The organism is Brumimicrobium oceani (assembly GCF_003143775.1).
GTDB lineage: Bacteria > Bacteroidota > Bacteroidia > Flavobacteriales_D > Crocinitomicaceae > Brumimicrobium > Brumimicrobium oceani.
The window spans coordinates 1-17,142 of sequence record NZ_QFRJ01000009.1 but is presented as its reverse complement, the minus strand read 5'-3'; the positions used below and the strand labels follow the sequence as shown (position 1 = coordinate 17,142).

10 protein-coding genes are annotated in these 17,142 nt (G+C 36.1%); 8 read left to right on the top strand and 2 right to left on the bottom strand.

The genetic code is table 11. The annotated features are described in order from the left end of the window. Positions 1-15: 15 nt before the first annotated feature. Positions 16-861 carry a T9SS type A sorting domain-containing protein gene (locus tag DIT68_RS11315; protein ID WP_109359918.1) on the top strand — a complete coding sequence of 282 codons (846 nt, stop codon included), beginning with the start codon at positions 16-18 and terminating at the stop codon, positions 859-861. Then, a complete protein-coding gene (locus tag DIT68_RS11310) occupies positions 858-4,442 on the top strand; it encodes a zinc-dependent metalloprotease (protein ID WP_109359917.1) in 3,585 nt (1,194 codons plus the stop codon). Before DIT68_RS11315 ends, DIT68_RS11310 begins: the two co-directional genes overlap by 4 nt. Positions 4,443-4,652: 210 nt before the next feature. On the opposite strand, the gene DIT68_RS11305 is transcribed toward DIT68_RS11310, so the two are convergent. Both DIT68_RS11305 and panC read right to left on the bottom strand, forming a co-directional pair. Next, positions 4,653-5,234, bottom strand: a complete 582-nt coding sequence (locus DIT68_RS11305) for a riboflavin synthase (protein WP_109359916.1) — start codon at positions 5,232-5,234, stop codon at positions 4,653-4,655. Positions 5,235-5,247: 13 nt separating this feature from the next. After that, complete coding sequence (gene panC, locus DIT68_RS11300) at positions 5,248-6,102, bottom strand: pantoate--beta-alanine ligase (RefSeq protein WP_109359915.1); 855 nt, start codon at positions 6,100-6,102, stop codon at positions 5,248-5,250. A 105-nt stretch (positions 6,103-6,207) separates the two neighbouring features. Here panC and DIT68_RS11295 point away from each other — a divergent pair, with 105 nt between their 5' ends. The 6 genes from DIT68_RS11295 to DIT68_RS11270 all read left to right on the top strand — a co-directional run. Then, positions 6,208-7,032 (top strand): glycogen/starch synthase, encoded by an 825-nt coding sequence (locus tag DIT68_RS11295; protein ID WP_109359914.1) that lies wholly within the window; start codon positions 6,208-6,210, stop codon positions 7,030-7,032. A gap of 32 nt (positions 7,033-7,064) precedes the next feature. After that, positions 7,065-8,357, top strand: a complete 1,293-nt coding sequence (locus DIT68_RS11290; protein ID WP_158276174.1) for a DUF4270 family protein — start codon at positions 7,065-7,067, stop codon at positions 8,355-8,357. Positions 8,358-8,384: 27 nt separating this feature from the next. Continuing rightward, positions 8,385-10,232, top strand: coding sequence for a glutamine--fructose-6-phosphate transaminase (isomerizing) (gene glmS / locus DIT68_RS11285; protein WP_109359912.1), 1,848 nt, complete (start codon positions 8,385-8,387; stop codon positions 10,230-10,232). 6 nt (positions 10,233-10,238) lie between these two features. Beyond that, positions 10,239-11,021 carry an SDR family oxidoreductase gene (locus DIT68_RS11280; protein WP_109359911.1) on the top strand — a complete coding sequence of 261 codons (783 nt, stop codon included), beginning with the start codon at positions 10,239-10,241 and terminating at the stop codon, positions 11,019-11,021. Positions 11,022-11,708: 687 nt separating this feature from the next. Next, entirely contained in the window at positions 11,709-12,038 is a 330-nt protein-coding gene (locus DIT68_RS11275) for a hypothetical protein (protein WP_146194199.1), read from the top strand. Further along, the coding region (locus DIT68_RS11270; protein WP_199223419.1) for a fibronectin type III domain-containing protein at positions 12,035-17,142 on the top strand (5,108 nt) is incomplete at its 3' end. The genes DIT68_RS11275 and DIT68_RS11270, both read left to right, overlap by 4 nt.

The following is a 17,142-nucleotide window of genomic DNA, read 5'->3' as shown; positions in this document are numbered from 1 at the left end:
TTAAAACTATACACTATGAAAAAGAAACTTTTTTTACTGTTTTTCCTTATGTCGGGAGGACTTTTTGGACAGCAAACTTCAGAGTTTGAATTTGAGATCTATTTTGAAGATGCTTTGGGGAACAGGGATTCAGTTACTATTGGTTACGATTATTTAGCACATAATGGTATAGATGCTAATTTTGGAGAAAATGATTTACTTAATCAAAGTTGGAATAACGGATTACAAGTTCGCGTTGGTGATAAAACGTATTCAGGGCTACCATTGAGTTCAGAATGGATTCAGCCTAATTCGTATTTATCGAAAAAACAAATTATCAATTCTTACTGTGATGAAAGTGACTATTCTGAAAGGGTTTCCATTCAGTTTACGTCTGATAATTATCCAATAACTATCAATTGGAATGATAAGCTTTTTGAAGAAAACTGTCATAAATACTCAATTCTGTTTGGTCAGGACGATCATTATCACTTCGACGCAGCAGGATTAATAATGCTTAGGAGCATTAATAGTTTGGTTATTGACTCCTCCTTATATTTTGAGGGTAGAAAATTAGCAAGTTATGAGAAGGATGGAAAGGAAATTGGGGTTGTCCAATTCGTTTTTCACAGATATAATACTTTAGATGTTTCGAATTATGATTTAGATGAAGTTCGTATTTATCCAAATCCTTTAATCAATAATTTAGTTAATGTTGAATTTGAAGGTCAGTATGTTTTACAAGACATGACAGGTAAAATAATTCAACTAGGTAAAGTTTCTCATAATAAAATTGGATTCGATGGACTAGAAAAAGGTATCTACAACTTACGACTTATAAATGAGGATATTATTCATCAATTTAAAATCAAAAAGCAATGAGAAAGTCTTTAATAACAACTTTATTAGTTTGTACTGCCGCTTTTGGTGGTTTGTTATCTCAAACTATTATTTCATGTCCAACAGATGTTCGAGAAAGTTTATCGAATTCACCTCGCGCAACGACGTGTTCAGATAATCATTCGGGTATTTCTGACCCATATTATGGAAGATACACTTTTTATGAAGATATATACGACACAAGGAATGTTGTGGAAATACCTATAGATATTCATGTTTGGCAGAAAGATGATTTTTCAAGTAATTATGCTGATAATATATTTAACAGAGATATAATGGAAGAGGCTATGGATAAAGTGGCATATATATATGCTAGTATAGCAAATCCTTCTGATATAATACCAGGTGTTGTAGATTATGAAACTACAAAAATCGTTATCAAATTGAATGGTATTTTTTTTAATCAAAATACTATTTGTTGGGGTAAAGGAAATATCGCTGGACCAACTGATGCTGAATACCTGAACTCTGAAGCTAATGCTTTGTACCCTAATTTTAGTAAGAATTTTAAAATTCATATAACAGGTGCTACTCCTCCTTGGACTGGATTTGGACGTTTCCCGGTATTCAACCAAGATGTCGAACATTATGTTGTTACTTACAATAAGAACCACACATCCAACTTCGATAGTAATATATATGTCACCGATGCTTTAGCCATTCATTTAGCTCACGAAATTGGACATAATTTAGATTTATATCATACTTACACTAACAATTTCAATGCTTGTGATGAAAATGATCCTGACTATTTGGATGACGTTTTTGGATTAGGTAATAATAAAATTTGTCCTCATGATGCAGGTTGGTCTTGTGATGAATACTCATCAACTAATTCGTGTACAAATAATATTTTAGGTGGAAACAATGGTGCAAAATATTTTTCACCAAAGCAAGTCCAACGAATGCATAGGGCTATATCTTTAGGTTCAATTAGGAACTACGTAAAAGTGCATGATTTTGATGATTCCAAAGAAATATTAGTAAGTCAAGATGAAACTTGGGATTTTAGTATTAAATTATATAACAACCTTCGGATTAATTCCGGCACTACGCTTACTGTTAGATGTGAAATACAGTTTGTTCCAGAGGCGAAATTAATTATTGAAAAAGGAGCGAAATTAATAATTGATGGCGGTACAATTACAAACGAGAAATATCTCAACACATACTGGCAAGGCGTCCAAGTCTACGGTACATCAAACCAACACCAATTCCCTATTAACAACCCAACCCACCAAGGAATGTTAGAGCTAATAAATGGGGGTACAATAGAAAATGCTCACAAAGCAGCTACAAATTGGAATGAAGGATCATGGAGTGAAATAGGTGGTGTTATTAAATCAACAAACGGTGTTTTCAGAAACAACAGAAGAGGAGTTGAATTTATGGAATATCAAAATTTTACTCCGAATTATCCAGGTTCTTATCGTGACAACACTTCCAGTTTTACAGATACTGAGTTTTTAACGGATGATAATTTTATAGAAGGATATCCTCAGCAGCCTTATGTAACGCTTTGGAAGGTGCATGGTATTATTTTTGAGAATTGCCACTTCGCTAACAATGTTACGACAAATAAGTCTTTAAGTAGTTCTCCAAACGAAGGAATTTCAACTTTAGATGCTAGTTTTAAGGTTGTTCCTCGATGTGATTCTCCACCACTTCCTTATGGAACGCCTTGTCCAACAGGTTTATTGATGAAATCGAGTTTCGAAGGTCTTGAGTATGCTATACAAGTTGCGGGAGCTGGAGTTTCGGAAGCAGTTACTATTTCTCAAACTGATTTTACCAATAATATTTGGGGAGTTCGTGTTAAGGAGTTTGATAATGTTAACATTAACAGGAATGATTTTGTTATTGGTAATGGTGGCTATAGTAATAGTACTTATTCAGGAAATGGAATTTTTCTTGATAACTCCGTTGAGTATATCGTTGAAGAAAATTCAGTATTAAATACTTTAAGTAGTGGTAAAACCTCTGGAATTGTAGTAGATTATGGAGGTCCATTAGACAATAAAGTATATAAAAATACATTAAGCAACCTTTTTGAAGGAACAAAATCGAACAGAGTTAATCGCAGCGTAGACTTAAAATATGGGTTGCAGTTTTTATGTAATGATTATTTGAATAATGAAAATGCAATTGCAATTAATTCTTCAGATAACAGTCATGGTGTTAGGCTAAACCAAGGTGATTTCTATTCGCAAACATCATCAGGAAATACATTTCAGTTTAATACTCTTGACATCGCAGACTATGCTAATCAGATAAATTATTATCATTCAGGTGGAATAACTTTACCCAATATGACGAATGGTGTGATTGGACCAGTTCAAGAAATATTGGTTAATAACAAGAATGCTTGTCCTACAAGTTTTAAACCTGGTGTTGTAATGTTTCATGAACTTTTGACAAAATTGAATGATTATGAAACTGAACTTGTAAATCATAAAGCAGCTTACAATATTCTCAATTATAATTATATCTCTTTAATAGACAATGGTGACACAGACATCCTTCAAGGACAAATTGAAAATAATTGGTCATCAGATGCTTGGACATTGAGAAATAATTTGATGCAAGAATCACCATATCTTTCAACAGAAGCATTGTTGACGGCAGCGGGTGAAAATATTTTGCCTAATGCGATGCTGTTGGAAGTGCTTTTAGCTAATCCTGACGCAACAAAAGGAGAGCAATTCATTGCTGAGTTAAATGATGTCACCAACAATACCCTCCCAGAATACATGCTTAATTATGTTAGAAACAACTGGAATACTGAAACAGTGAGAACGACATTAGAGGGTGAAATGATGTATTATAAATCTAAAATTGCTACAGCAACTAATTTTGTTAAATATTTGGAGAAATCTAAAGATGAACATACTTATTCAGAAAGACATGCAACTGTTTTGATGGGAGAAGGTATTTCTAATAAAATAGGTGTGATGGATTTCTTTATAGAAAATAGTGAATGGTCTAGAGCAGATTCTGTTTTGCAAGATATTCAAAATGATGAGACTCTCCAAAGTAGCCTAGATATGATTGAAGATTTTGATAGCTATATCACTTTCAGATCTAGTCTTGGTGAGCGTAATATAGCACAATTGGATTCTACCGAAGTTCAATACCTTGAGACTTTGGCAGAAAAAGGCAGCAGAGCATCAGGTTATGCTGAGAATATTTTGTGTTTCTTCTATGATATTTGTTTCGAGAAGGAAGCGCCAGAAGGCGGTGGAATGGCTAAAATGTTAACAATTCCAGCTCCATCAGGTAACGAACCAACTTTAGAAGAACTCATGTACAATATCACAGTTTATCCAAACCCAGCAAGTGATTTCACAAGCATCAAATGGGAGATTTACGATGAACTGAACAACTCTCACTACAAAATCTTTGATTTGAATGGTCGCGAAATGGGATCAGGAGCAATTGAGAAAAATGAAGGTGAACAAGTAATTGACACAAGAAGTCTTACCAACGGAGTTTACATCATCAATTTTTACAACGACGGAATTATGAAAATGAATTCTAAACTAATTGTGGATAAAGAGAAGTAAAAGAATATTTAAAGATTTAGAAATGCACATTCCTTGGTTGGGGTGTGCATTTTTTGGTTTGTATGCTATTTTAATTGCTTAAATCCTTGAATAATGATTGTCATTTACAATGGAGTTGGACGTTTTGCAAACTTAGCGAAGCGATCTCATGACCAAAGGGAGTAATCGTCCCTACATTGTATCTTCGATTGATGATTTTCCCTTGAATTCCTAATTCCTCTTCATCAGTTTGGCAATATACTTCCCTAAAATATCAAACTCTAAATTCACCGTATCACCGACTTTCAGTGAATGAAATTGTGTGTGTTCGTAGGTGTAAGGAATAATATGAACAGAAAACTGGTCGTCTTTTGAATCTACAACCGTCAAGCTCGCTCCGTTAACAGTAATTGAGCCTTTTTCTACCGTCATGTCATCAGAAGCGTATTGAAAAGTGAATACCCAGCTACCGTCTTTTTCTTCAATCGAAATGCATTTGCCGGTGGTGTCTACATGTCCTTGTACAATATGTCCATCGAAACGACCATTGGCAGGCATACAGCGTTCTAAATTTACCTTATCGCCAGTTTCCCAGCTACCAAGATCCGTTTTGTTTAAAGTTTCATCAATTGCAGTAACTGTGTACATGTTGTTTTCGATATGAACAACAGTCAAGCAAACACCATTGTGAGCTAAGCTCTGGTCTACCTGCAGTTCATCAACAAAAGAGCAAGTAAGTGTGAAATGAATATTAGTTCCTTCTCTCTTTATATCTTTTATTTCTCCTAAATCTTCAATAATTCCAGTAAACATAATCGCTGTTGTTTTAATTTTCTTCTAAGGGAACCAATTCCATGTTGTCAATAAGTCTTACCTCTCCACAGAAAGCTGCAATACAAGCTGTAGCCCCAGGAACCCAATATTGATTAAGGTCGTTTAATGTTTCTGGATGAACAATTTGTAGATATTCTAACTTTAATGCACTGTCTTCAAAATAACGTTTCATTTTTCCCAATGTATTCGCAGGTGAATATGTTTTTGCCCAAGCTTGCCCCTTATGAAGCACTTGTGATATTACAACAGCTTGTTCGAGTTCTTGTTCACTCAACCTCAAATTTCTGCTGCTCATTGCTAATCCACTCGGATTTCTCATTGTTTCAACGACAACTATCTCTAATGGTATTTTTAATTGTTTTACCATTTCCACTACAACTGCAACTTGCTGAAAATCTTTTCTGCCAAAATATGCTTTTGTGGGTTGAACAAGTCTAAAAAATCGAGAAACAATATTTACAACACCATCAAAATGTCCGGGTCTGTGTTTCCCTTCCATCGTATTTTCGATGTGGTCTAAATCAACTTTTTCTGCTTTATGACCTTCAGGATACATTTCTGAAACCGAAGGGAGAAAAACGAAATCGCAACCATTTTGCCTTAAAAGCGCTATATCTTCACTTTCTGTTCTTGGGTATTGCTCTAAATCTTTCGGGTTATTAAATTGCGTAGGATTGACGAAAATACTGACTATTACATGGTCACATTCGAGCTTTGCTTGCTTGATTAATGAAATATGTCCTTCATGTAAAGCGCCCATGGTAGGCACAAAGCCAACTTTATAGCCTTTTTCTCTAAGCGGTTGAAGTTGATCTTCAAGTTCTTTTATGCTGTGTAGTTTTACCAAAATTTCTCAGACTATATTAAAGCGAAATCAACAAAACTATCTTTTTATGCTGAAATTCCGAATTTTTTTTTATATTTTTGTACACGTTTTACCAAAATACATTTCATGGAGAAGAAGAAAATCCTTTTTGTTTCGCAAGAGATTAAACCATTTTTACCAAAGTCAGAAGTATCTACTGCAGCCCGAAAACTTCCACAAGGGGTTCAAGAAAGTGGCAAAGAAATTAGAGTTTTCATGCCTCGATTTGGAGTGATTAACGAAAGACGTCATCAATTACATGAAGTAATTAGATTGTCTGGAATGAATCTTATCGTTGATGATATGGACCATCCTTTAATTATAAAGGTGGCTTCTATTCCAACAGCTCGAATGCAAGTTTATTTTATAGATAACGAAGAGTACTTTAAGCGTAAAGGTGTTTTCTCTAACGACAAAGGGGAAGAGTTTGAAGATAATGACGAACGTTCAATGTTCTTCTGTAGAGGAGTATTGGAGACTGTTAAGAAATTAGGCTGGAAACCAGATATTATTCACTGTCATGGATGGATGACTTCTTTAATGCCTATGTACGTTAAAGATATTTACAAAAATGACCCACATTTTTCTGATACAAAAGTGATTTATTCGCTTTATGACAATGAGTTTAACAAAAATTGGGGCGGTAGGTTTGATGAAAAACTTAAGTTTGAAGGCTTTAGCGATGAGATTGTCGATTCGATAAAAAATGGTGATTATACCAGTTTAAATAAAGCCGCTATAAGTCACTCTGATGGAGTGGTTATGGGGAGCGCATCTGTTAACGATGAATTGAAAAAAGCTTTTGACGAAACAGAAATGTTTAAGTTGGAATTCGAATCTGAAGAGGTTCAGCCAAAAGTGATGAGTGAGTTTTTCGACAAAGTTATAGATGAAGAAGCATTGATTCAATGAAAATAAATAAGAGTAAATTTTATAATTTCAAAATGTGGCGAAAAGTAGTAATTCTTTTCGCTGCATTTTTTTGTTTAAGCCTTGTATTTCCTTCCTGTAAAAAGAAAAGAAATCCTGTTGGTTCGAGTGCGCTTTCTTCGGATGATATAATGAATTCAAGTGTTGTAGATACTTTTCAGCTAAAGACATCTACGGTAGAGGAAGACTCCATTCCTTCTATGGATCGTCCTTTTAATCTGCTTGGAAGCTATAATGATGAGATTTATGGTAAAGTTAATGCTAACTTTTATACGCAATTAACATTGTCTGGGTTTTCCCCTGATTTCGGTAACTTAAACCAAGTAGCTATAGATTCTGTAATTATGGCCTTCGAGTATGGAGGTTATTATGGTGATTTAACCGAGCAACTGTTTGAAGTTTATGAAATTACAGATGAACTAACACGCGATTCTACTTACCTTAGGTCTGCTACATCTAATGTCGCATCACAACAATTAGTTCCTACGGCCAATAACGAAGGACTCATCTTGCCTGACCCTTTAAATGGAGCGATTGTAGGTTCTGATACACTTACTCCACAGCTGAGAATTCCATTAGATACGATTTTCGGGAGAAATCTTTTGACTCTTGCCCAAAACGCTACCAATGATGATGATTTTTTGCAAAACTTTAAAGGACTCCATTTTAAGGTGAATAACGGATTTCAGTCTGCCGGCGAAGGAACAGTTCTTTACCTTGCAACAACTAGAGCCGCTTCCAAACTGACTGTGTATTATGCCAGTAATGGGGAAAAAGGTAGCTATGATTTTATTGTCAATGGTTCTGCTGTAGACTATAATCATGTGGAGACCGACTATGCAGGAACAAGAGTAGAGCAAGTGATTAATGACCCTTCATTCGGACAAGAAGAGTTTTATGCACAATCATTTTCTTCAAGAGCGAAAATTGAGATGAGTGGTTTAGATTCACTTCCAAAAGATATTATCATTCATCAAGCAACTTTAGAATTGCCTGTGGATTATTACAAAGGAAGTAATTTCTATCCTAGTTCTGAAGTATTTGTAACTACAGATGTCTCTGGTGATGGTAATAAAACCTCTATCTATTCTGGAACAGCAAGTGTGTTATATAGTAGTACAAAAAAATCTTATGTTATTGATTTAAGGAAATATATACAAAACGTGGTTCAGGGCATATACCCAAACACAGGGTTATTTGTTTCGCCTAAAAACTTTAATACAACCGTTGAGCGCATTATTTTTAATGGTCCCAACACCCAAAACAAAAAGAAGCCTAAATTAAGTGTTGTTTACACAATGCTTTGATAATAATTAACTTAATAAAATTTAACTATGTGTGGAATCGTAGCATACATTGGGAAAGAACAAGCTTTTCCAATTATATTAAAAGGTCTTAAAAGACTAGAGTACAGAGGGTATGATAGCGCAGGAATAGCGGTCTTAAATGATGACTCAAGTTTAAATAATTACAAGCGTTCAGGAAAGGTTTCTGAGTTAGAAGAGTTTGCAGCACAACATGACTCAACAGGTACTGTCGGTATAGGACATACGCGTTGGGCAACTCATGGTTTACCAAACAATATAAATGCCCACCCTCATGTTTCTTCTGATGGAGAAATGGCGCTAATTCATAACGGAATTATTGAAAATTACGACTCTTTGAGAGAAGAGCTAATGTCAAGAGGTTATGTTTTTAAAAGTGAAACCGACACAGAAGTACTGATTCATTTAATTGACGATATTAAGAAAAATGAACAGGTTAAAACCGCCGAGGCTGTGCGAATAGCGCTTAATAGTGTTATTGGAGCATACGCTATCGTAGTTTTGAGTAAAGATAATCCGAATCAACTAGTAGCAGCCCGTAAATCAAGTCCGCTTGTAGTTGGAATTGGAAAAGATGGAGCGTTTTATTTGGCGTCTGATGCAACACCTATCATTGAATATACAAATGAAGTGGTGTATATGGAAGATGAAGAAATTGCTGTTGTTGATAGAAACGACGGATTAAGAATATTCAGCATTCAAGATAAAGAGAAAGTTCCTTATATCCAGCGTCTAGAGTTAAAATTAGAGGCTATCGAAAAAGGAGGATATGAGCATTTCATGCTAAAAGAAATTCATGAACAACCACGATCAATTAAAGATTGTTTTAGAGGTCGACTAAACGTAGATGAAGGCTGGGTAAAACTGGGCGGAATCAAAGATTACGAATCTAAATTGGCCAAAGCTAAAAGAATTATAATGGTGGCATGTGGTACTTCATGGCATGCAGCATTAGTCGGAGAGTATTTGTTTGAAGACCTTGCCCGAATTCCTGTCGAAGTTGAATATGCTTCAGAGTTTAGATATAGAAACCCTATTATCGATGAAGATGATATTGTAATTGCGATTTCTCAATCTGGAGAAACAGCAGATACACTTGCAGCGCTAAATTTAGCAAAGTCAAAAGGTGCAACCATTCTTGGTATTTGTAATGTTGTTGGTTCATCAATTTCTCGAATTACACATGCAGGTTCTTACACGCATGCGGGTCCTGAGATTGGAGTGGCTTCTACAAAAGCATTTACAGCCCAGGTAACGGTTCTTACTTTGATGGCACTGTCTATTGCACGTAAGAAAGGAAATTTGGATGATACTAAATTCAGAAGAATAATTACTGAATTAGAGTTGATTCCTGATAAGGTGGCAAAAATTCTGGAGCAGAGTGAAAAGCACGAGGAGATTTCAGCAGTTTACAAAGATGCAAGAAATGCCTTATACTTAGGAAGAGGAAATTCTTTCCCAGTTGCTTTAGAAGGAGCGCTTAAGTTGAAAGAAATTTCATACATTCATGCAGAGGGATATCCAGCTGCTGAAATGAAACATGGACCTATTGCTTTAATTGATGAAGAAATGCCTGTTTTTGTGATTGCAACAAAAGGTCCTTCTTATGAAAAAGTAGTTAGTAATATCCAAGAAGTTAAAGCCCGCAAAGGAAAAATTATAGCTGTTATTACAGAAGGTGATACACAAGTGAAAGCTATTGCTGATCATTACATAGAAATACCAGATACAGATGAGAATTTAGCTCCTTTATTGGCTACAATTCCATTGCAATTAATTTCTTATTATGTAGCGGTAATGAGAGGTGCTAATGTGGATCAGCCAAGAAATTTAGCAAAATCTGTAACTGTAGAATAAAATATTATGAACATTGATTTAACAGGAAAGCATGCAGTGGTGTGCGGAAGTACTCAAGGTATAGGTAAAGAATCAGCTTTGGCATTGTCTAAACAAGGGGCCTCTATTACTTTAGTGGCAAGAAATGAAGCTAAATTAAAAGCGGTTCTAGCTGAATTATCTCCTAATGATAAAAATGACTACATCGTTGCAGATTTTTCTAATCCATTGGATTTAGAACGAAAAATTAAAGCTTGGGCAACTAAAAATAAAGCACATATATTACTAAATAATACGGGTGGACCAAAAGGAGGACCAATCAGAAAAGCCAAGGTAGATGAATTTACTGCTGCTTTCACAAATCACCTTGTTTGCAACCACGTTTTGGTACAAGCGCTTTATCCAGGTATGAAAGATGAAGGTTATGGACGTGTTATTAATATAATTTCAACTAGCGTTAAGCAACCTTTAGATGGTCTTGGAGTATCTAATACCATTAGAGGTGCTGTTGCGAATTGGAGTAAAACCATGGCTAACGAACTGGGACAGTATAATATTACAGTAAATAACGTATTGCCAGGTGCAACGAATACGGTTAGACTTCAGTCAATTGCAGAAAATAAAGCAGATCAATCTTCTGGATTAAATTATGAAGAAATTCTGAGTAACATGGCGGCACAGTCACCTATGAAAAGAATAGCACAACCCGAAGAAATTGCGAATGCAGTAACTTTTTTAGCAAGCCCTGCAGCAAGCTATATTAATGGGATAAATGTTCCTGTAGACGGAGGAAGAACGAAGTCTTTATAGGTTGCTAGATATTTTGTTTTGTATTAAAAAGAGTGTGCTTTGGTACACTCTTTTTTGTTTTAGCAACAACTTTTTACTCATGGTATTATTATCTTACTTCTGTGAATCAAGCCGCCATAATTTCAAGATAATAGCGCTAGCCGTATATTGTTCTTTCTTTACACAAAACATAAACCCCACTGGTAAGATTTTTATTAAGCATTTAAAATGTAACCATACCTACACGTTAAACCTTATTGTATTCCTCAAGTTTTATCTTTAGAGTGCTTGTCTAGTCGGGCCTTAGTGTTGAATTTTCATTATTTAAAGAGCTTATTAACTCTATTGTAGGTTTTTAGTAAAGATGCGATATGTACAAGATGGGTTTAATTTTAACCTTAAGGTATTTCTATGAATTCTTTTTTGTCAAAAATATGCTTTTAAGGTCCTAGGTAGTGCGGTATGACTTGTTTTTTGTTTTGTAAGTGCTTGTTTTGCAAGGGTGTAGTTTTAGTAAAAAAAGCATTAACACTTGTTTAACAATTTTTTTGTTTTTACATTGTGATACTGTAAATCTAAAACTAACACCTTATGAAGCATGCTTTTACCAACTCATTCTCTCAAATAAGCACCGATAAAAAGGGGCTGGAGAAAAGTTTTCCCAATCACTTTCTTACTAATTCATTATTAACCTATAAACCCATATTTATGAAAAACTTTTTACAATTATTAATTTTCTGTATGACTAGCTTGTTTGCATTAAATGCAAATGCGCAAGTTAATGTTGGGACAGGTACACTAACAGGTCAAGCCCTACCAATAGAGCCATATTACGGATATTCATATTCACAATCTATTTACTTGGCATCAGAAATTAACGCCAATGGTTCAATCACAGGAATCACTTTCTATACAGATGCTGGGACAATTATTTCAAATTCAAATGACTGGGTGGTCTATTTAGGACATACAACCAAGTCTTCTTTTACTAGTTCATCAGATTGGGTTTCAGGTTTAACTCAAAGTTTGACGGAGTGATAAGTGTTGTCGCTGATCAGGTAACAATTACATTCACAACACCATTTGTTTATAATGGAACTGATAATCTAATTGTTGCAGTCGATGAAAATGGATCAGGTTATGATGGTAATAGTGATGAGTTTCTCTGTTCATCAGTCTCTTCGAACCGAGCTTTGACCTATAGGAGCGATAGCAACAACCCAGATCCTTCTGGTGTTTTGCCTAGTGGTTTATTGAGAACAGCAATTCCAAATATTCAATTTATAGGAATATCTCAAGCTTGCCCAGATCCAAGCTCATTATCTGTTACAAACCTAGTGGCTACATCCGCTGATTTAGCTTGGACAGAAAACGGTACTGCTACAGCTTGGAATATTGAATACGGTGCTACTGGATTTACACAAGGAGCTGGAACTACTGTTGCGGCTTCTAATAATCCTCACAATTTATCAAGTTTAACAGCAAATACAACTTATGACTTTTACGTTCAAGCAGATTGTGGTGGTGGGGATTTAAGTGCCTGGGCTGGCCCATTTAGTTTTTCAACACCATGTGTGGCATTTAACCTTCCTTATTTTGAAGGTTTTGAAAACGGATATGCCCACAATGCCGACATCGATGGTTGCTTATCCCAAGAGTCGGTATCAGGATCAGGTAATTGGACAGCCAATGAAACAAATACAGCTTATAACAGATCGCCATATAGTGGAAATTGGAATACAACATTAATATATGGTAATACAGACTGGATGTTCATCCAAGTAAATCTTGTGGGTGGAACATCTTATACAGCTGATGTATATGCACGTCAAGATGGAAGTACTACTAGTAATGCAAGTATCTCCATCAGTTATGGTAGTGCAAATAATGCTGCATCAATGACCAACTCAATTGCTCCATCTACAGGGCTTACAAACGGAACCTACCAACTGGTTAACGGTATTTTTACGCCAGCAAGCTCTGGTGTTTATTACATTGGAATCAAAGGAGAAATTAACGGTTCACCTTGGTATATCTCTTTAGATGATATTTCTATTTACGAATCACCATCTTGTCTTCCGCCTAGTGCCTTAACAGCAACAAACATGACAGCCACATCCGCTGATTTAGCTTGGACAGAAAACGGTACTGCTACAGCTTGGAATGTTGAATACGGTGCTACTGGATTTACACAAGGTAGTGGGACAACAGTTGCGGCTTCTAGTAATCCTCTTCCTCTAAGTGGTTTAACAGCAAATACAGCTTATGACTTTTACGTTCAAGCAAATTGTGGTGGTGGAGATTTAAGCCCATGGATAGGACCTTTTAACTTTACAACACTTTGTACAGCTGTTTCTGCACCATGGACATACGATGTAGAGACTGCAACGACAACCACAAGTTCAGAAATTGAAGATTGTTGGAGTTCAAATCCTAGTTATACTTCTACAGCTTTTGCATGGAATATTGGTGGGTCAACTTCTTCAGCAGGTACAGGGCCTGATTCTCCAAACAGTGGTAGTAAATTCTTTTATACAGAAGCTTCAAATGGAATTACTTTAGATGAGGCATTTTTATACACTCCTAGTATTGATTTGACAAGTTTAACAGTGCCAGTTCTGGGTTTTTATTATCACATGTATGGTAGTAATATGGGAAGTCTTAGTGTTCAAGTTTCTTCGGATAATGGAGCCACATGGACAACTGAATTTAATTTGTCTGGACAGCAACAAATCGGAGGAAATGAAGCTTGGATTTCTGAAAATATTGTCCTAAGCGCCTATTCAGGGACAGTTAAGGTTCGTTTTAAGGGAGTTAGGGGTGCTGGTTATGCAGGAGATATTGCTCTTGATGATATTTCAGTATTTGAAGCACCTTCATGTATAGCACCTAGTGCCTTAACAGCAACAAACATAACAGCTACATCCGCTGATTTAGCTTGGACAGAAAACGGTACAGCTACAGCTTGGAATGTTGAATACGGTGCTACTGGATTTACGCAAGGAGCTGGAACTACTTTTGCGGCTTCTAGTAATCCTCTTTCTCTAAGTGGTTTAACAGCAAATACAGCTTATGACTTTTACGTTCAAGCAGATTGTGGTGGAAGCGGTTTAAGCTCTTGGGCTGGTCCATTTAGTTTTTCAACACCATGTGTGGCATTTAACCTTCCTTATTTTGAAGGTTTTGAAAACGGATACGCCCACGATGCCGACATTGATGGTTGCTTATCCCAAGAGTCGGTATCAGGATCAGGTAGTTGGACAGCCAATGAAACAAATACAACTTATAACAGGTCGCCATATAGTGGAAATTGGAATACAACATTAAGATATGGTAATACAGACTGGATGTTCATCCCTATAAATCTTGTGGGTGGAACATCTTATACAGCTGATGTATATGCACGTCAAGATGGAAGTACCACCAGTAATGCAAGTATCTCCATCAGTTATGGTAGTGCAAATGATGCTGCATCAATGACCAACTCAATTGTTCCATCTACAGGGCTTACAAACGGAACCTACCAACTGGTTAACGGTATTTTTACGCCAGCAAGCTCTGGTGTTTATTACATTGGAATCAAAGGAGAAATTAACGGTTCACCTTGGTATATCTCTTTAGATGATATTTCTATTTACGAATCACCATCTTGTCTTCCGCCTAGTGCCTTAACAGCAACAAATCTAACAGCTACATCAGCAAATTTAGCTTGGACAGAAAACGGTACAGCTACAGCTTGGAATGTTGAATACGGTGTGTCTGGGTTTACTCAAGGTAGTGGAACTACTGTTGCGGCTTCTAGTAATCCTTATGCTTTATCAGGACTAACAGCAACTACCCCTTACGACTTTTATGTGCAAGCAAATTGTGGTGGTGGAGATTTAAGCCCATGGGTAGGACCTTTTAACTTTACAACACCATGTGCAGCTGAAATACCTGATTATTCAACAGATTTCAGTTCTTTCTTACCTTCTTGTTGGGAAGAGGCAGGTGCAGGTAGTCCAGCAACAGGACCTTCGTCGCTAGGTACTGGATATTGGGGTCAATCTGGCAGTAGCGCCCGTATTAATCTATATTCTAATAGTCGTGAGGATTGGTTATTAACTCCAGCCTTTGATTTGTCAGCTGGTGGTTATGAGTTAGTGCTGAATACAAATGCAACAGATTGGAGTTCATCTACTGCTTTTAGTGGAATGGGTTCAGATGATAAGTTGCAGGTTGTTGTTTCTACTGATGATGGAACAACATGGTCAGTTATCCATACTTGGAATAACGCTAATCCATTGTTATTGGCTGCCAATGACATTTCTATTGATTTAAGTGCTTATACGGGTACGAATACTTTGTTTGGTATTTGGGCAAGCGATGGCTCTACGTCTGATTCAGAAGATTATTATATATACATTAATAACTTTGAAATTAAAACAGCCATTACTTGTGCAGATCCTTCTGCATTAATAACATCAAGCATTACAGGTACCTCTGCAGATTTAGCTTGGACAGAGAATGGTACCGCTACAACTTGGAATGTTGAATACGGTGTTGACGGATTTACGCAAGGAAGTGGTACTTCTGTTTCAACAACAAGTAATCCTTATGCTTTAACTGGTTTGAGCATAAATACGGCTTATGACTTTTTCGTACAGGCCGACTGTGGTCTTGGTGATGAAAGTGCTTGGGTTGGACCTTTTAGTTTTTCAACATTATGTGTCGCGACAGCAGGAACAGATGTTCAAGTTGCATGTAATTCTTACACATGGATTGATGGAAATACATACACTTCTTCCAACAATTCTGCAATGCATACTTTAACAAATGTTGCTGGATGTGATAGTGTTGTGACTTTAGATTTAACAATCAACAATTCAAACACTGGAACTGATGTTCAAGTAGCATGTGATTCTTACACTTGGATTGATGGAGTAACTTATACTGCGTCAAACAATGTAGCAATGCATACTTTAACAAATGTAGCAGGTTGTGATAGTGTTGTGACTTTAGATTTAACAATCAATAATTCTACAACTGGAACAGATACACAAGTTGCATGTGATTCTTACACATGGATTGATGGAGTAACTTATTTAGCTTCAAATAATGTAGCAACACATACTTTATCAAATGCGGCTGGATGTGATAGTGTTGTGACTTTAGATTTAACAATCAACAATTCAAACACTGGAACAGATGTTCAAGTAGCATGTGATTCTTACACTTGGATTGATGGAGTGACTTATATTGCGTCAAATAATGTAGCAACGCATACTTTAACAAATACGGCTGGGTGTGATAGTGTTGTGACTTTAGATTTAACAATCAACAATTCAAACACAGGAACAGACGTAATTACAGCATGTGATTCTTACACATGGATTGATGGAGTAACTTATTTAGCTTCAAACAATGTAGCAACACATACTTTATCAAATGCGGCTGGATGTGATAGTGTTGTGACTTTAGATTTAACAATCAACAATTCAAACACTGGAACAGATGTTCAAGTAGCATGTGATTCTTACACATGGATTGATGGAGTGACTTATACTGCGTCAAATAATGTAGCAACGCATACTTTATCAAATGCGGCTGGGTGTGATAGTGTTGTGACTTTAGATTTAACAATCAACAATTCAAACACAGGAACAGACGTAATTACAGCATGTGATTCTTACACATGGATTGATGGAGTAACTTATTTAGCTTCAAACAATGTAGCAACGCATACTTTAACGAATGCGGCTGGATGTGATAGTGTTGTGACTTTAGATTTAACAATCAATAATTCTACAACTGGAACAGATACGCAAGTAGCATGTGACAGTTACACATGGATTGATGGAGTAACTTATTTAGCTTCAAACAATGTAGCAACGCATACTTTAACAAATGTGGCTGGATGTGATAGTGTTGTGACTTTAGATTTAACACTCAACTATTCAAATACTGGAACAGATGTTCAAGTAGCATGTGATTCTTACACTTGGATTGATGGAAATACATACACTGCATCAAACAATTCCGCAATGCATACTTTAACAAATGCAGCAGGTTGTGATTCTATTGTAACTTTAGACTTAACGGTTAATAATGCCGTTACTGGAACTGACACACGAATAGCATGTACAAGTTTAACTTGGATTGA